Origin of the sequence: Sphingomonas sp. NPDC019816, assembly GCF_050274375.1 — a bacterium.
Classification (GTDB): Bacteria; Pseudomonadota; Alphaproteobacteria; order Sphingomonadales; family Sphingomonadaceae; genus Sphingomonas.
Window position 1 is genome coordinate 86808 of record NZ_JBNNOB010000001.1, and the last position, 16714, is coordinate 103521.

Annotated in this window: 12 protein-coding genes and 1 pseudogene; 6 read left to right on the plus strand and 7 right to left on the minus strand. The window is 66.4% G+C overall.

Translation table 11 applies throughout. The annotated features are described in order from the left end of the window. The first annotated feature begins 97 nt into the window (after positions 1-97). Positions 98-2191, plus strand: a complete 2094-nt coding sequence (locus ACQKJZ_RS00355; RefSeq protein WP_427729565.1) for an alpha-glucuronidase family glycosyl hydrolase — start codon at positions 98-100, stop codon at positions 2189-2191. A 450-nt stretch (positions 2192-2641) separates the two neighbouring features. After that, entirely contained in the window at positions 2642-5791 is a 3150-nt protein-coding gene (locus ACQKJZ_RS00360; protein WP_427729566.1) for a TonB-dependent receptor, read from the plus strand. Positions 5792-5969: 178 nt separating this feature from the next. Here the strand turns inward: ACQKJZ_RS00360 and ACQKJZ_RS00365 are convergent, their stop codons facing one another. From ACQKJZ_RS00365 to ACQKJZ_RS00375, 3 genes are all read right to left on the minus strand, one after another. Next, a complete protein-coding gene (locus ACQKJZ_RS00365) occupies positions 5970-7655 on the minus strand; it encodes an alpha-L-fucosidase (protein WP_427729567.1) in 1686 nt (561 codons plus the stop codon). Positions 7656-8300: 645 nt separating this feature from the next. Then, entirely contained in the window at positions 8301-8501 is a 201-nt protein-coding gene (locus ACQKJZ_RS00370; protein WP_427729568.1) for a hypothetical protein, read from the minus strand. Positions 8502-8559: 58 nt separating this feature from the next. Beyond that, positions 8560-8934: a hypothetical protein gene (locus tag ACQKJZ_RS00375; RefSeq protein WP_427729569.1), complete on the minus strand. Its 375-nt coding sequence runs from the start codon at positions 8932-8934 to the stop codon at positions 8560-8562. Positions 8935-9160: 226 nt separating this feature from the next. Between ACQKJZ_RS00375 and ACQKJZ_RS00380 the strand changes: the two genes are divergently transcribed. The 4 genes from ACQKJZ_RS00380 (at position 9161) to map (ending at position 12116) form a co-directional block, all read left to right on the plus strand. After that, positions 9161-10666, plus strand: a complete 1506-nt coding sequence (locus ACQKJZ_RS00380; protein WP_427729570.1) for an MDR family MFS transporter — start codon at positions 9161-9163, stop codon at positions 10664-10666. 74 nt (positions 10667-10740) lie between these two features. Continuing rightward, the gene (locus tag ACQKJZ_RS00385) at positions 10741-11100 is read left to right on the plus strand and encodes a YbaN family protein (RefSeq protein ID WP_427729571.1); all 360 of its coding nucleotides are present in this window, start codon (positions 10741-10743) and stop codon (positions 11098-11100) included. Between the two features lie 43 nt (positions 11101-11143). Further along, positions 11144-11350 (plus strand): ParD-like family protein, encoded by a 207-nt coding sequence (locus ACQKJZ_RS00390; RefSeq protein ID WP_312488398.1) that lies wholly within the window; start codon positions 11144-11146, stop codon positions 11348-11350. A gap of 1 nt (position 11351) precedes the next feature. Next, on the plus strand, positions 11352-12116 hold the full coding sequence (map, locus tag ACQKJZ_RS00395; protein ID WP_427729572.1) for a type I methionyl aminopeptidase: 765 nt from the start codon (positions 11352-11354) through the stop codon (positions 12114-12116). A 31-nt stretch (positions 12117-12147) separates the two neighbouring features. Here the strand turns inward: map and ACQKJZ_RS00400 are convergent, their stop codons facing one another. From ACQKJZ_RS00400 to ACQKJZ_RS00415, 4 genes and pseudogenes are all read right to left on the minus strand, one after another. Next, positions 12148-12831 (minus strand): response regulator transcription factor, encoded by a 684-nt coding sequence (locus ACQKJZ_RS00400; protein WP_427729573.1) that lies wholly within the window; start codon positions 12829-12831, stop codon positions 12148-12150. Then, positions 12831-15512, minus strand: coding sequence for a DUF4118 domain-containing protein (locus tag ACQKJZ_RS00405; protein ID WP_427729574.1), 2682 nt, complete (start codon positions 15510-15512; stop codon positions 12831-12833). The genes ACQKJZ_RS00400 and ACQKJZ_RS00405 overlap by 1 nt, the downstream gene beginning before the upstream one ends. Continuing rightward, the gene (gene kdpC, locus ACQKJZ_RS00410; RefSeq protein WP_427729575.1) at positions 15509-16081 is read right to left on the minus strand and encodes a potassium-transporting ATPase subunit KdpC; all 573 of its coding nucleotides are present in this window, start codon (positions 16079-16081) and stop codon (positions 15509-15511) included. Before kdpC ends, ACQKJZ_RS00405 begins: the two co-directional genes overlap by 4 nt. Positions 16082-16211: 130 nt before the next feature. Further along, a pseudogene (locus tag ACQKJZ_RS00415) lies at positions 16212-16714 on the minus strand (potassium-transporting ATPase subunit B); the annotation flags it as partial.

A 16714-nucleotide genomic window follows, 5' to 3' on the forward strand; every position in this document is an offset into this window, starting at 1 on the left:
AGACAGCCGTTCAATCGACTTGCCAATTGGTCTGACAGCATTACCATTATAAGCCAAGCCCCGCTTGTCAATCGTCGGGTCGTGGAGAGGAAGCAGCATGCGAAATTGGCGAGCACTGGTCAGCGCGATTGGTCTATCCCTGGCCGGGTTGCCGACGCATGCCATGGCGGATGACGGCTATGCACTCTGGCTTCGCCCCTCAGCGCAATCGGTCAGGCAGGTCAATATTACGCGGTCAGGTGACTCCCCGACCCTGATGCTGGCGGAGGGGGAATTGCGACGGTCGCTGCCGGCCGGCACGATGCCGGTCATGCTGGCGACCGCCGCCGCTCCCGCGATCGCTGCGTTTCGCCGGGATGTCGAAGGGCTGGGGGATGAAGGCTACCTGGTCCGCACCGTCACTCTGAACGGCCGACGCACCTTGCTGATCGCCGGCAATGGCGACCGGGGCGTATTGTACGGCACGTTCGCGCTGCTGCGCAAACTGGCGACGGGGGGCCGCATGGATGCGATCTCGTTACGCTCGGCACCGAAGGTGAAGCTGCGCGTGCTGAACCATTGGGACAATCTCGATGGCTCGATCGAGCGTGGCTATGCGGGCCAGTCCCTATGGGACTGGTGGACCCTTCCCGACTTTCGCGACCCCCGCTACACCGATTATGCCCGTGCCAACGCGTCGATCGGCATCAACGGCACCGTCCTCAACAACGTCAACGCCAAGGCCGACAGCCTGACCGCGCCCTATATCGCCAAGGCGGCGGCGCTGGCGGATGTCTTTCGTCCGTGGGGCATCAAGGTCTATCTGTCGGTGCGTTTTTCCGCACCGATCGAACTGGGCGGCCTGAAGACCGCCGATCCACGCAATCCGGCGGTCGCCGCCTGGTGGAAGGCCAAGGCCGACGAAATCTACCGCGCCATCCCCGATTTCGGCGGCTTCCTGGTCAAGGCCAATAGCGAAGGCCAGCCGGGCCCGCGCGATTATGGCGCCAGCCATGCCGATGGCGCCAACATGCTCGCCGCCGCCGTGCGCGATCATGGCGGCATCGTGATGTGGCGCGCCTTCGTCTATGCCGAAACCGATCCCGAAGACCGCGCCAAACAGGCCTATACCGAATTCAAGCCGCTCGACGGCACATTCGCCGACAATGTCCTGGTGCAGGTGAAGAACGGCGCCATCGATTTCCAGCCGCGCGAACCCTTTCATCCACTATTCGGCGCGATGCCGCGCACGCCCCTGATGATCGAGTTCCAGATTACCAAGGAATATCTGGGCTTCGCCACCCACCTCGCCTATCTCGGCCCGCTGTTCACCGAAACACTGGACGCCAAGACCGGCTGGAAGCCCGGCGAGACGGTCGCCGATGTGGTCGACGGCTCGGCGGAGCATCACGCGCTGACCGGCATGGCGGGTGTCGCCAATATCGGCCGTGACCGCGACTGGAGCGGATCGACGTTCAACCAGGCCAATTGGTACGCCTTCGGTCGGCTCGCCTGGGATCCCGACCTGTCGGCAGCATCGATCGCGCGCGCCTGGGCCGCGCAGACCTTCGGCACCGACCCGCAGGTGATCGACACGGTGACCGCGATGATGATGGGCTCGCGCGAGGCGGTGGTGGATTATACCGGTCCACTGGGCCTCGCCCATCTGATGGCGACCAGCCATCATTACGGGCCGGGGCCGTGGGTGTCCGACCTGGCACGACCCGAATGGAACCCGACCTATTACCACCGCGCCGACGCGTCCGGCATCGGCTTCGACCGGACGGCCAGGGGAAGCGATGCGGTCGACCAATATGCGCCCTCCGTCGCGCGAACCTTCGCCAAGCCGGAGACGACGCCGGAATCGATGCTGCTGTGGTTCCACCACCTGCCCTGGGATCACCGCATGGCAAGCGGCCACACCCTATGGGAGGAGCTGGTGGCCCATTATGATCGCGGCGTCGACTATGTGGCCGGCATGCAGCGCCTGTGGGACACGCTGCGCCCGAAGATCGATGCCGAGCGCTGGCAGAAGACCGCGACCTATCTGACCATCCAGGAGAAGGAAGCGCGCTGGTGGCGTGATGCCAGCCTGGCCTATTGGATGTCGGTCAACCACCGCCCCCTGCCCGCCGGCGTGCGCCCGCCCGATCACGACCTGTCCTGGTACAAGGCGCGGCAATTCCCCTACGCCCCCGGTCAAGCGCACTGATCGTCCCCATATCGAAGTCGCGCCCGCGCACCGGCAACCGGGCGCGCGGCCGATGACGAAATGGCGGGTGCCGCATATTGGTCGGGCCGATATGGCCGCTTTCCTGAGGATTGATCAAGGCGTGGCCGGAAGATCCCTCATGACGATCATTTAATTTCGGCCTAACCAATTATAGTTGACTTGCTGACCAATACGCAGGAGATAACGCTATCATCGAGCCGCACCAGACGGTTACGAGGGGAAGCGGAATGGTCTCCATGGCTATGACATATCGGGTACCGGTCGGCATTGCGCCGCGCCGTCGTGCGCCCGTTCGGCCGGTGCGGTGGCGACCCTGCCACCATGCCGACCGCCACGACGCCCGGACCTGAACCGCCTTCCTTCTCCCCGACATTCGAATGCTCCCGCATGCCGCGACGAACGGCAGCGGGCCGACAGAGAGGACCTGACATGACGACCGTGCCCAAACTCCGCCTTTGCCGCATCGCCCTGCTCTGCGCCACGGCGGCCGGTGCGATGAGCGCATCCACCGCGCTGGCGCAGGCGGTTCCCCCGCCCCAGGAACAGACCCCCGCCGATGGGCAGGACAATGGCCCGTCCGTACCGCCCGCGCCCCAGACCGATCAGACCCAGGGCACGCCGAGCGAGGACATCGTCGTCACCGGCTATCGTTCGAGCCTGGCGAAATCGACCAATGCCAAGCGCGCCTCGACCGGTTTCACCGACTCGATCTTCGCCGAGGATATCGGCAAGTTCCCCGACACCAATATCGCGGAGTCGTTCAATCGCATCCCGGGCGTGACGATCACCCGTGACGTGACCGGCGAAGGCACCAACGTCGCCATTCGCGGCCTGGGGTCCAACTTCACCAACGTCACGCTGAACGGCGCGCCGATCGCCGTGGCGTCCTCGGGCGCGACCGATGCGCAGGGCACCGACCGGTCGGTCGACCTCAGCTTCTTCCCCACCGATCTGTTCACCAAGCTGACCGTCAACAAAAGCTATACCGCCGACCTCCTCGAAGGTGGCGCGGCGGGCAATATCGACCTGCGCTCGGCCCGGCCCTTCGATCGCCAGACGTCGTTCGTCGCCTATAATATCCAGGGGTCGAACCAGACGCCCGAGGACCGTATCGGCGCGCGCGGCTCGCTGATCGGCAGCTGGCGCAACGATACCTTCGGCATCCTGGCGGGCGTGTCGGCGCAGCGGCTGTTCACCGATACGCGCGGCTATGAGACGATCGGCTACACCAATCCGGCGCTGACCGCCGCACAGTGCGGCACGGGGACCGTCTGCAACACGGGCACCGGCGGCGGCAACTGGACGATCCCGGCCACCGTACCGGTCGGCGCCGGCGCCGGCCTGGTCCCCGGCACCGTCATCGACCGCAACTTCCTGCTCGCCAACAATCCCGGCGCCACCATCCAGCAGATCGACAACGGCCTGCTGCCGCGCCTGGGCCGCTTCACCAGCATCCGCGGCCCGCGCGACCGCGTGAACGCGATCGTCAGCGCGGAATATCGCCCGACCGATACGCTGCATTTCTATGTCGACGGCCTGTACGGCTATAAGCAGAACGAGCTGACCCGCGAGAACATGGCCTGGATCGTGCGCAACGGCGCGATCATCCCGACCAACCTGACCTTCGACAAGGCGGATTGCAGCGCGGGCTGCACGGTCACCGGCGGCACCTTCGCCAATGCGCAGTTCTTCAACGAATTCCGCCCCTATACCGAAACGACGCATCTGTGGAGCGTCAATCCCGGCGGCGAGTGGGAGATCAACGACAAGCTGAAGCTGAACTTCCAGGGCAATTACGCCCGGTCGACCTTCCACCGCGAAAGCCCGACCGTGGGCATGACCACGCCGCTGGGCGTCGGCAACACCGTCACCTATTCGAACACCGGCGGCATTCCGACGATCACCAGCGCGCTGGACCTGAACGATCCGAAGAACTTCGGCTGGTATGCGGGCAGCCGCGTCAACATCTCCGACGAGCGGCGCCTGAACATCAACAAGGGGCTGCGCGGCGACCTGACCTGGGGCGACACCGCGCTGAACGTCAAGGTTGGCGGCGCCTATGACAACACCTCGCGCCAGATCCGTGGTTTCGACAACAGCCAGTTCTGGCAGAATGCGGTCTGCGGCAACAACCCCAATGTTGCGGTCCCCTCGCCCAATCTGCAGCCGCCGTGCGAAGGGCTGAACGCACCCGGTGCGGCACCGGCAGGCTATCCCACCTATCCGGGCTATGGCACCGGCTTCACCGCGGGCATGAGCGGCCCAGTCAGCTATGGCGGCTCGCTGATCCCCAACAGCGCAGCGCCCAGCTACCTGTCGCCTGGACCCGCCGGGTTCGTGACGGTCAACTGGCCGGCCTTCGCCAAGGCGAGCAACTACCAGTTCTACCACGACAACGCGCCGGAGAATGGCGGCGCGAACACCGGCGCCAGCGCGGGCTTCATCCGCGAGATCGTCAAGTCGGCCTTCGCGACCGTCAACGGCGCCCAGGAACTGGGCGGCAACACGCTGCGCTTCAATGTCGGCCTGCGCTACGTCAACACGATCCAGACGATCGCTGGCCGCGTCTCGCTGCCCGATCCGCGCAACACCACCGCGTCGGGCGGGACGCTGCCCGATGGCGCCCGCTATCCCAGCATCATCAACATCGCCGAGACGCGTAACGTCTATTCCGAATGGCTGCCGGCGGCGACCTTCGCCTATGACATCGGCGAACACGCGGTGGTGCGCGTCGCCGGATCGCGGACGATGACCCGCCCCGATCCCTCGGCCCAGCTGCCCGGCATCAACTTCGGCGCGCCCTCGGCCGACCAGGCGTCGATCGGCAACCCGGCGCTCGCGCCCTATCTGTCGACCAATCTCGACCTGGGCTTCGAATATTATACCGGACGCGAGGGCGTGATCAGCTTCAACGCCTTCCGCAAGTCGCTCGAAGGCTTCACCACCACCGCGATCAGCACGGTGCCGTTCTCCAACCTGGCGCAGTACGGCATCACCTATGACACGCTGAACCCCACGCAGCAGATCGCGATCAACGCGCGTGGCGGGCCAAGTGCCGCGCAGGTGCAGGTGACGTCGCAGGTCAATGTGGCCAACAAGCTGACCATCAACGGCCTGGAGTTCCAGTGGGTTCAGCCGCTCGATTTCCTGACCCGCGCGATCGGCGTCACGGGCTTCGGCTTCAATGCCAACGCCACCATCGTCGACCAGCGCAGCGACGGTCCCGCCGTCGCGTTCGGCGTGGCGCCCTTCACCTACAACATCACCGCCTATTACGAGAAGAACGGCGTGATGCTGCGTGTCGCCACCACCTCGCGTCAGGGCGCGCAGAACAGCGGCGCGGCGCAGAACGGCATCCCGGCGGCGGCGCTGTTCGGTACCGACTATACCACCTATGATTTCTCGTCGGCGTTCGATCTCGACAAGATCCTGGGCATCCCGGGGGCGCCGCAATTGACCATCAACGTCGCCAATTTCACCAACGCGACGCTGCGCTCCTATTTCCAGTTCGAGAACGCGACCTTCAACCAGTACAAGCCGGGTCGTCAGTTCCTGATCGGTCTACGCGGCACTTTCTAATCCCCCTCCTGCCGCGAAGAACTATGGCCCCGGCGCAAGTCGGGGCCTTTTTTTTAATGCGACCCGCCTCGCTTGGTCAGGGGCAACAGGTCGCGCTTCCCCAAAAAACATGGCGGCCCCGCCAGAGCGGGACCGCCACGTGGGTCCGTCGGTCAATGTCGAAGCTGCGGCGTCACCGTCAGGCGTTCAGCCCTTCGCCCGACAGGATCAGCGCGACACCGATCGGGTGACGCGCCCCGGCGGGCAGCGTGACCTCCAGCGCTTCGCCCGTGCGGCGGAAGGCAAGCGGCGTCGAATCCCCCGGCATGGTGACGCGGCGGACGTCCCCCACCAGGGTGGGATTGTTGCGTCCCAGCAATTCCATGCGAACGACGTTGTCTTCCGGCCAGCCCAGGACGAAGGCATGCAGATTGCCGTCGCGCGTCGCATAGCGAATGTCGCGCGCATTATAGGGCGATCGTGGCCCGCCTTCGGAAAACAGGCCCGAATTGCCACGGGTGGGCCCTTCGCCGTTCAGCTTCCAGGGACGCGTGGCATAGATGGCCTCGCCGAAACGGCCCATCCAGTCGCCGATCTCCGTGACGATCTTCTCCTCCTTGTCGTCGATCGTCCCGTCGCCGCGCATGGGCACCGACACCATGAGATTGCCGTTCTTCGACACGACATCGCACAGCGTGTGGATCACCGTCGCCGCCGACTTGTAGCCGTCGCGCCGATAGAGATCGGCATCGTAATGCCAAGCGCCCAGGCAGGTATCGGTCTGCCAGGGGAAATGCTCGATATAGCTTTTGCCGCCGCGCTCGACATCGTCGACAATACCCATGCGCCGCTGTGGCGGGGTCATCTTGGCGGTGACGACCGCTTCGAGACTGCCGTTGTGCCATTTCATCGACTGGTTGTAATACCAGGCGGTGAAATCGAGACCATATTGCTCGAGCGGAAGGTCGAAATTGTCGAAATAGACCATGTCCGGCCGGTATTGCTGGATCAGGTCCTGACAGCGCAGCAGCCAGTTCTTGGCGAAGTCGCTTCCGGCGGGCACGCCTTCGTTCCACAGGCGATCGGTCGACTCATGCCACATATTCGCCGCGTCGAGCGTGCGGATGCCGTCGGGCATCGGCATGTGGCGGCCCGTATAGAGCTGTTGCGGATCCAGACCCTGCCACCATTTGCCGCGACCCTGCGCGGCGGTCAGCTTGTAGGCATCATAACGCTCGCCCGCGCGCGGCCCCTCTGGATCGTAACCATAGGCCGGCTGGTTCCAGTGCCAGGCGTGCGCCGAGTGGTTCGACACCGCGAAGCGCAGGCCACGCTCGCGTGCCAGCTTCGCCCAGGTGCCGACAATGTCCTTGCGCGGCCCGACCCGGGTCGTGTTCCAGGGGTGGTGGGGCGAGGCATAGGTGTCGAGATTGTCGTGGTGGTTGGCGAGCGCCATGAAATATTTGGCGCCCGCGCGCTTGTAGAGATCGAGCAGCCGCGCCGGGTCCCAGCGCTCGGCCTTCCACAAATTCTGGATTTCCATGAAGCCGACATCGGCGGGATGGCCGTAATGCTTCAGGTGATGGTTATACGCACGGCTGCCCGGCATATACATCTCGCGCGCATACCAGTCGCCCGCCTCGGGTACGCACTGCGCCGTCCAGTGCGCCCAGATGCCGAACTTGGCATCGCGGAACCAGTCGGGCACGCTGTAGCCGGACGTCAGCGACTCCCAATCAGGCGTGAAACGGGCCGGTGCCGGCACCTTCAGCGCACGGCCCGCTCCCTTCGGCGTCGGCGCGGTCGTCACCGCCGAAACCGCGGCCGGTGCCAATGCGGCCGCCGCCATACCCCCGCCGATCATCTCACGTCGTGTCGTCTTCATACCCAACTCTCCCGCCTTTTGCTATTTTGTCAGTCTATATAGCCTGCCGCAGAAGGCAAAGATTTTCATGAGATGCGGGTTCGGGTTCCCGCTTTCCCGACGGGGCCATTTCGAATGGGCACCAGGAATTAGACTTATAAAACAGACACTTATCACTTAAATCGGTGCGCAACTGGCAATTTTCTGGCGGCGAGCGACGGTAACGCTCCCATGAAAGCCGATCAGGTTTGGCTTTTCAGCGCCTGGACGATCACCTTCGACGTGGTCATTCCACGTCAACCGTCGTCACGGCGGCGGCATTTAGTCCGTCAAATACCGGGTGGCCGGAAGCGGCTGACAACATGGGTGCCGGCCTTGGCCGGGTCGTTGGATGCTGGCGGCAATGGCATTGCCTTGAAAGGGGCAAGGGCCGCCGTGTGCCGCAGAACCCGCTGTGGTGACGTATAGCCCCGATCCGCTGCGGCAAAGCGCTTCGTCGAGCGCAGCCTGGACCGCACATGATCCGGCATGACGATCGGAATGCCTACCGTCGCACGTCTCGGTAAAACGCCGATGTCCGGGGGCAGGATGCCATCCGGTGCCGGGGAACCGACCAAGTCGGGACGGCCCCGGCACCTGCTTCCACGAAAGCCGATAATCGATCCGTCAGCTGGGGTGCGCTTCGGACTCTGCGACGGCGTCGCTGCCGTCGAGGGTTATGGTCGCCGCGTCCGTCGTACCCCGGCCTTCCGCAAGGCGCATCTGCTCATAGGCGATCTCCAGGTCCTGCACGCCCGAACCGGTGGGCTGGATGGGCAGATCCTCGAAGATCTGGGGTTCGGCGGGGGTGGTGGGGTCGTCGCGCATCTCGCTCTCCTTATGACCCGACACCAACGCGCGACCGGCGGGAATGTCCCACCGGCGGTCAGGGGGCGAGCGCCAGCATGATGCGGGTCGAGCAGAGCGCACAGTCGAGAGCCGAGGCCGTGGCACGCGGGCAGTCGACGCACGCCTTGCGTGAGCGGCTGCCATCCAGCAGTCCGATCAACAACCGCTCATCCTTTGAAAGTCCACCATGTCCGACCACGATCGGTCGCGCCAAGGCGGCCTCGCACAACGTCATCAGGCTGTCGAAGACCGGCGCCAATATGTCGCACCCGATCGGCGCGAGCATGGCGTGGAGCCGCTGCTGTACCGGCGCGTGTTCGTCACGCGCCGCGCGCCATATCCACATCGCCGCGCGGACCAAGCGCGTCATGCCGGGCGAAACGGCCTTGGGATCGAATGACGTGGGGCTCATTTCGATCGTCCTGCTTTAACTTCCGTCGCACGCCATTCATGCGACTGATTATCATTAGCCTAGTCTTGGTTCATTGAAAAGCCATGCCTGACGTTTCCGGCGGGCGACCTGTCCGCCTCCGACGCGGACTGGTCCGACGATGATCCGCCAACTTATTGACGGCGTTATTGATCGCTCGCGTCCTTTTGGCGTTGAGGGGCGGGAATAATGGGAAGACGAAACGCGAATGCGGTGGCGGCGGCGTAATCTGGCCTCGATGAGCGCCGATGTGAGCGATGGTTTGGCACCGGGTGTCGAGGCGGTTACCAGCCAGTCCGGCAAGGTCGAGCCGGCGCGGTCGCGGGGATACCGCGTCATCGCGCTGGTCGTCGCGTCGGCGCTGTTCATGCAGCAGCTGGACGGTACGGTCCTGACCGTCGCGCTGCCCACCATGGCGCGCGATCTGGGCACGCCGGCGACGGGGTTGAGCCTCGCCCTGACCAGCTATCTGCTGGCGCTCGCGCTCTTCATCCCGGCGAGCGGAACATTGGCCGATCGATATGGATCGCGGACCGTCTTCTGTTCGGCGATCGGGGTCTTCCTGCTCGGATCGGTGGCGTGCGCGCAGGCCGGTTCGCTGCCCGTGCTGGTGGCCGCCCGCTTCGTCCAGGGGATGGGCGGTGCGATGATGGTCCCCGTCGGCCGCCTCGTCCTGCTGCGCAGCGTCGCCAAGGAGGACATGGTCCAGGCGCTGTCCTGGCTGGTGATGCCGGCGCTCGCCGGGCCGATACTCGGTCCGCCGCTGGGCGGGTTCATCGTCACCTGGCTCGACTGGCGGTGGATCTTCTACCTCAACATCCCCTTCGGGATCCTGGGCGTATTGGGATCGATCTTTCTGATCCCCGATGTGCGCGGCGACCCCCGCGCCCGGTTCGACGTATCCGGCTTCCTGCTGTCGGGCGCGGCACTGGGCTGCCTGTTGTTCGGGTTCGAGCTGGCAAGCCGGCCGGGCGCGGGGCGTGTCGCCCTTGGCCTGTTGATCGTCGGCATCCTGCTGGGCATTGCCTATATCCGCCACGCCCGCCGGACCCGCGATCCGATCCTCGACCCCGACCTGATGCGGGTGCCGACCTTTCGCCTGTCGGTGATCGGCGGCTCGCTGACCCGGATAACCCAGGGTGCACAGCCCTTTCTCCTGCCGTTGATGTTTCAGATCGGCTTCGGGCTGAGCGCGGCGAAGACGGGCACCATCACCATCGCGGGGGCGATCGGAGCATTGGGGATGAAGGCGCTGGCGCCGCGCGTCCTGCGCCGCTGGGGCTTTCGTCGCAGTCTGATCGTCTCGGGGCTGGTCAGCAGCGCGGGCTACGCCACCTGCGCGCTGTTCCGCCCCGACTGGTCGATCCCGGCGATCATGGTGGTGCTGGCCGTGTCGGGCTTCTTCACCTCGTTCCAGTTCACCGGCTATAACGCGATCGCCTATGCCGATATCGAGAAGGATCGGATGAGCGCGGCGACGAGCTTCTACGCGACCTTCCAGCAATTGACCCTGTCGCTCGGCATCTGCACGGCGGCGACCATCCTGCAGCTCGGAAGCTGGGCGGGCGGCCGGGTCCAGCCTGCGCTTGCCGACTTCTCGGTCGCCTTCGTCGTCGTCGCGACGATTTCGGCCGCCGCGATCGTTTGGAACCGGCGGTTCGCCGCCGATGCCGGTGCCGCCATGAGCGGGCATCATGCGGGCAAGAGCGATTGACGGGCGATACCGGCCCGATCCGCCGCACGGGCTTTGGCTTTGCCATGGGCGTGGCGACGCGATAGGCATCGGGGATGATACGGCTCGGCTGGCTCACTTTGGGATGCCTGTTCGTCGGGCTCGGCATGATCGGCGCCGTTCTGCCGCTGATGCCGACGACCATCTTCCTGATCCTGGCGGCGGGATGCTTCGCCCGCTCCTCGCCCCGGCTGGAGGCATGGCTGCTGAACCATCCGCGCTTCGGCCCGACCTTGCGCGCCTGGCGCGACAGCGGCGCGATCGGCCCGCGCGCCAAGGCCATGGCGTGCGGCGGCATGGCGCTGGGCTATGGCCTGTTCCTGCTCACCGCCCGGCCGCATTGGCCACTGGCGTTGCTGGTCGCCGTCGCGATGGCCGGCTGTGCCGCCTTCGTCCTGACCCGGCCCGCCGCCTGATCGCCCTTGCGCCATCCATATATGAAGCATATACGCTTCATATATGGGCATTGTGAAAATCGACGATCAGCTTCACGAGGACATCCGCCGCGCCAGCACGGTCATGTGCCGATCGATCAACGCGCAGGCCGAGTTCTGGATGAAGATGGGCATGCTGGCCGAGGCCAATCCGACCTTGAGCTTTCATGAGATCGTGAAGGCCCAGATGGCCGCCGCCGACACGCGCCTGCCACAGCCACTGGTCGCCTGACATGGTCAAGACGGCCGATGAGCTGGCGCTGATGCGCGTTTCCGGGCGCTTGCTCGCGCAGGTGTTCGAGATGCTGGACGGGGTGAACCTGTCGGGTATGTCGACGCTGGCGGTCAACGACCTGGTCGAGTGCCATATCACCCACGACCTGGCCGCGCGCCCCGCCAGCAAGGGGCAATATGGTTTCGCCTATGTGCTCAACAGTTCGATCAACCAGGTCGTGTGCCACGGCGTGCCGAGCGCCGACGACATCATCCGCGACGGCGACATCGTGAACCTCGACATCACCCTGGAGAAGAACGGCTTCATCGCCGATTCTAGCAAGACCTACATGGTCGGCGAGGTTTCACCGGCCGCGCGCAAGATCGTGCGCGTCGCGCAAGGCGCGATGTGGAAGGGGATCGGACAGGTCCGCCCCGGCGCACGGCTGGGCGATATCGGTGCGGCGATCGAGCGGCACGCAAAGGCGCATGGCTGTTCGGTGGTCCGCGACTATTGCGGCCATGGCATCGGCCGCGAGATGCACGAGGAGCCCAACATCCTCCATTTCGGCCGCCCGGGCACCGGCCCCGCGCTGCGCGAGGGGATGACCTTCACGATCGAGCCGATGATCAATGCCGGCACCCACCGCGTGTCGACCGCCGAGGATGGCTGGACGGTGGTGACCAATGACGGAAAATTGTCGGCGCAATTCGAACATACGGTCGCGGTGACGAAGACCGGAGTCGAAGTGCTGACCCTGCGGACCGGCGAGAAGCCCGGCTGACGTATATTCCTCCCCTTGCAGGGGAGGAATTTCAGGCTTCCACCCGCAACCGATACCCGACACCCAGTTCGTTGGCGATGACGCTGCCCACCGGCTGCGGCGCTTCCAGCTTCTGGCGCAGGTTGCGGACCACGATGCGCAGGTAATCGATGCGCGGATCCTCGTCCCCGCCCCAGGCCGCGTCGATGATCCTGTCATGCGTCACCACGCGACCGGGATGTCGGGCCAGCACCGCCAGCACGTCATGTTCCTTGCGCGTCAGATGCTGCTCCACGCCGCCGCGCGTCACCAGCCGCCGGTCGAGATCGATGACGAGATCGCCGGTCCGCACCACGCTCGGCGCCGCCCCCGCCGAGCGTCGGTGGCGCAGCGCCACGCGTAGCCGCGCCAGCAGCTCCTCGCTGTCGAACGGCTTGGTGACATAATCGTCCGCCCCCAGATCGAGCGCGGCGACCTTCTCCTCGGTCGCCTCGCGCGCGGAGACGACCAGGATCACCCGCTCGGTCCCGAGCAGCAGCGGGATCAGGCTCAACCCGTCGCGGTCGGGCAGGCCCAGGTCGAGCAGCACCGCGTCGGGATGCTCCGCCGCCGCCCGCGCCAGCGCCTCGCGTCCGTCGCGCGCCTCGATCACCAGATGCCCCGCCTGTTCCAGCGTATTGCGCAGCAGGCGGCGGATCGCGACCTCGTCATCCACCACCAGGATCGTCGTGGGCATCAGGCCGTTCCCTCCGGCGCCCCATCACACATGAAGAGGTCGCGCATGATATGATCGCGCGGGAAGCAGAGCGTGAAGGCCGCGCCCGGTTCATCCTCCCGATTGCCCGCCTCTACGCTCAACCCCATGGCCTCCGCAAAGGCCTTGACGATGGCGAGGCCCAGTCCGGTGCCGCCGACCGCCCGGTCCGAGCCTTCCAGCCGCCGGAACGTCTCGAACACCTCCGCCTCGCGGCCCGGTGGCAAGCCCGGCCCCCGGTCGAGGACCGACAGCCGCAAACTGCCGTGCCGATGCCGCCCCTCGATCACGATTTCGGTCCCCGGATCACCATAGCGTCCGGCATTGTCGAGCAGGTTGAGCAGACAGTGATGGAGCAGTTGCGGGTCGGCCCGGACAAGCGGCAGGTCGGGCGGCACGTCGAGCCGCACGGCATGCCCCTCCAGCGCGCGGCGGGCGTCGTGCGCCGCGCCGGTCACCGCGTCGCTCAGGTCGATCGCCTCGATCTTCAGCTTCAGGGCTCCCGCCTCCACCCGCGCCATATCGAGCAGATTGGCGACGAAGCGGTTGAGCCGCACCGCCTCCCCCTCGATCGTCGAGATGAGTTCCGGCGTGGCCCCCTGTCGCAGCTGCGCCGTCGCGGCCATCACGGCGGTCAACGGCGTGCGCAGATCATGGCTGACCGAGGACAGCAGCGCGGCGCGCAGGCGGTCGCGCGTGCGCACCGAATCGACGTCGCGCACCTCGGCCTCCAGCCGCAGCCGCTCCAGCACGAGCGCGGCCTGATCGATCAGCCCGGTCAGCAGCGGCAGGCGGTCGGCGCGCACCGGCTCGCCCGCCGTCTCGCGCGCCAGCCCCAGCACGGCGAGTGTGCGGTCGCCCGCCTTGAGCGGCTGGAACAGCCATTCGGACGCCGCCAGCGTCGCCGACCCCCGGCCGGCGGGTGAGCCGGTGTCGAACGCCCAATGGGCGGCGGCCATCTCCATCGTCTCGAGCCGGTAATCGGGTCTGGTCGCCGCCTGCACGGCGAGCCCGGCGGGCGACGGGGTGAGCAGGACGGCCTGCACGTCGAACAACCGGGCGATATCCTCGCAGATCACCCGCGCCGCCCCGGCCGGGTCGGCCAGGCCGCTCAACCGGTGGAGGAAGCCCGCCAGCGTCGCATTGTCGCGCGCGCTCGCCGCCGCCAGGTCGGCCTGCGCCCGCACCCGCGAGGTCAGCTGGCCGGTCGCGATGGCGACGCCCAACAGGACGAAGAGCGAGACGATATTCTCGGGATTGCTGACGGTCAGCGTTCCCACCGGGGGGAGAAAGAAGAAGTTGTAGGCCAGGCTCGATGCGATCCCGGCGAACAGACCGGTGCGCAGGCCATACAGGCTCGCCGCCGCCATGACCGGAAGGAGGTAGAGCAGCGCGACATTGCCGAGATTGAGAAAATGAAACAGCGCGCTCGCCAGCGCCGTTACGCCCGTGACGCCCGCCAGCGTCAGGGCATAGCCGATGGGCGCCCCCCATTGGCCGCGACGCCGGACGCGTTCGCGGCGCGGCGGCGCTTCGGCGACGGGCAGGACGTGGACGGTGACGCCCGGCGTCTCGCGCACCAGCCGGTCGACCACCGAGCCATGGCGCAGCTCGAACCAGCGCGAGCGCTTGGCCTTGCCGACGACCAGCTGCGTGGCGCGTGCGTCGGTCAGGAAGGCGCGGATGCCCTCGACCACGCTCGGTGCGGGTACGGTGGCGACCGCCGCGCCGAGTTGCGTCGCCAGCGTCATGGTCGCCGCCAGCCGGCGATGCTCCCCCTCGCCCAAAGTCGCGGTGCGCGGGGTGTCGATGAACAGCGCGGTCCAGGGTGCACGCAGCGCGTCGGCGGTGCGCTTGGCCGCGCGGACCAGTTCGTCGGCGCCGGGCAATTCGCTGACCGCGACGACCAGCCGCTCACCCGCCGCCCATTGTCCGCCGACGCCAAGGCTGCGGACATGGTCCAGCATCTGCGCATCGACCGCCTGCGCCGCACGCCGCAGCGCCAGTTCGCGCAAGGCCGACAGGTTGGATTTGGAAAAGAAGTGCGACAACGCCCGCGTCGCTTCCTGCGGAAGATAGACCTTGCCCGCCTTCAACCGCTCGATCAGCTCGTCGGGGGGAATGTCGACCACCTCGATCTCGGCGGCCTCTAATATGCGGTCGGGCACCGTCTCGCGTACGCGGACGCGGGTGAAGCTGGCGACGACGTCGTTCAGGCTCTCGATGTGCTGAATGTTGACCGTCGAATAGACGTCTATCCCAGCCGCCAGCAGTTCCTCGACATCTTGATAGCGTTTGGGATGGCGGCTGCCCGGCGCGTTGGTGTGCGCCAGTTCGTCGACCAGCGCGAGGCGGGGCGCGCGAGCCAGGACCGCGTCCAGGTCCATCTCGTGCAGCGTGCGCCCCTCATAAGGGACGGCGCGGCGGGGCATCACTTCCTGCCCCCGCAAGAGCGCCTCGGTCTCGACGCGGCCGTGCGTTTCCACGACCGCGACGACGACATCGACGCCGTCGCGGCGGCGGGCCGCGCCCTCCGACAACATCTCGAACGTCTTGCCGACACCCGGTGCTGCCCCGAGGAAGATTTTCAGGCGGCCGCGTCCCTCGCGCTCGGCGGCGCGCAGCAGGGCGTCGGGGTCGGGGCGCGGCTCGCCTGCCGTCATCGCGCGGGTATGGCGTCCAGCGCGCGGTTGAGGGCGAGGACGTTGACATGCGGGTCGCCCAGGACCGAGTCCTCGCTATGCGCAACGACCAGCGCGCGAACCTGCTCGACGCCCAGGCCACGGACGCGGGCGATACGGGCGATCTGCGCCAGTGCGGCTTCGGGCGACAGATCGGGGTCGAGCCCCGATCCGCTGGCGGTGACGAGATCGGCGGGGACCGGCCCCGTCACGCCCTCGGCACGACGCTTGGCGACATCGGCCTTGACCCGGTCGGCCAGCGCCTGCGACGTCGGCCCCAGGTTCGAGCCCGATGAGGCGAGCCCGTCATAGCCCTTGCCCGCCGCCGAGAGGCGCGTCTGGAAATAGCGGTCGCTGACGAATGCCTGGCCGACGACTTCGGAGCCGATTACGCGGCCGCCAGCCCGCACCAAACTGCCATTGGCCTGATGCGGGAAGATCGTCTGTCCGATGCCGGTCATCGCCAGAGGATAGACCAAGCCGAGCAGGATCGCGAACAGGATCGTCATGACGATCGCGGGCCGTAAAGCGGAGGTAATGTCCGTGTTCATGATATTTCCTTCCTCAAGCCCCTCCCCTTCAGGGGAGGGGTTGGGGTGGGGCCTTTCCACACGCGCTTCGTTCGCGGCGACGCCCCACCTCCTACCCCTCCCCTGAAGGGGAGGGGCTATGATCGTCAGCTCACGCCAAGCCGAGGCCACCGACCACCAGGTCGATGATCTTGATACCGACGAATGGCGCGATCAGGCCGCCCAGGCCATAGACGGCGAGGTTGCGCGCCAGCAGCGGCCCCGCCCCCATCGGCTTGTAGGCGACACCCTTCAGCGCCAGCGGCACGAGCAGCGGGATGATGAGCGCGTTGAAGATGATCGCGCTCAGGATCGCCGATTGCGGCGTCGCAAGACCCATGACGTTCAGCACGCCGAGGCCAGGGTAGAGCGCCACGAACATCGCCGGGATGATCGCGAAATACTTCGCCACGTCATTGGCGACCGAGAAGGTCGTCAGTGCCCCGCGCGTCATCAGCAACTGCTTGCCGAGGCCGACGACCTCGATCAGCTTGGTCGGATCGCTGTCCAGATCGACCATGTTGCCGCCTCGCGCGCGGCCTGGGTGCCGGTGTTCATCGCGACGCCGACATCCGCCTGGGCGAGTGCTGGCGCATCGTTGGTGCCGTCGCCGCA

Coding starts and splice junctions, on each gene's coding strand:
- ACQKJZ_RS00355 (WP_427729565.1), top strand. CDS start 98: ATGCGAAATTGGCGAGCACTGGTCAGCGCGATTGGTCTATCCCTGGCC.
- ACQKJZ_RS00360 (WP_427729566.1), top strand. CDS start 2,642: ATGACGACCGTGCCCAAACTCCGCCTTTGCCGCATCGCCCTGCTCTGC.
- ACQKJZ_RS00365 (WP_427729567.1), bottom strand. CDS start 7,655: ATGAAGACGACACGACGTGAGATGATCGGCGGGGGTATGGCGGCGGCC.
- ACQKJZ_RS00370 (WP_427729568.1), bottom strand. CDS start 8,501: ATGCGCGACGACCCCACCACCCCCGCCGAACCCCAGATCTTCGAGGAT.
- ACQKJZ_RS00375 (WP_427729569.1), bottom strand. CDS start 8,934: ATGAGCCCCACGTCATTCGATCCCAAGGCCGTTTCGCCCGGCATGACG.
- ACQKJZ_RS00380 (WP_427729570.1), top strand. CDS start 9,161: ATGCGGTGGCGGCGGCGTAATCTGGCCTCGATGAGCGCCGATGTGAGC.
- ACQKJZ_RS00385 (WP_427729571.1), top strand. CDS start 10,741: ATGATACGGCTCGGCTGGCTCACTTTGGGATGCCTGTTCGTCGGGCTC.
- ACQKJZ_RS00390 (WP_312488398.1), top strand. CDS start 11,144: ATGGGCATTGTGAAAATCGACGATCAGCTTCACGAGGACATCCGCCGC.
- map (WP_427729572.1), top strand. CDS start 11,352: ATGGTCAAGACGGCCGATGAGCTGGCGCTGATGCGCGTTTCCGGGCGC.
- ACQKJZ_RS00400 (WP_427729573.1), bottom strand. CDS start 12,831: ATGCCCACGACGATCCTGGTGGTGGATGACGAGGTCGCGATCCGCCGC.
- ACQKJZ_RS00405 (WP_427729574.1), bottom strand. CDS start 15,512: ATGACGGCAGGCGAGCCGCGCCCCGACCCCGACGCCCTGCTGCGCGCC.
- kdpC (WP_427729575.1), bottom strand. CDS start 16,081: ATGAACACGGACATTACCTCCGCTTTACGGCCCGCGATCGTCATGACG.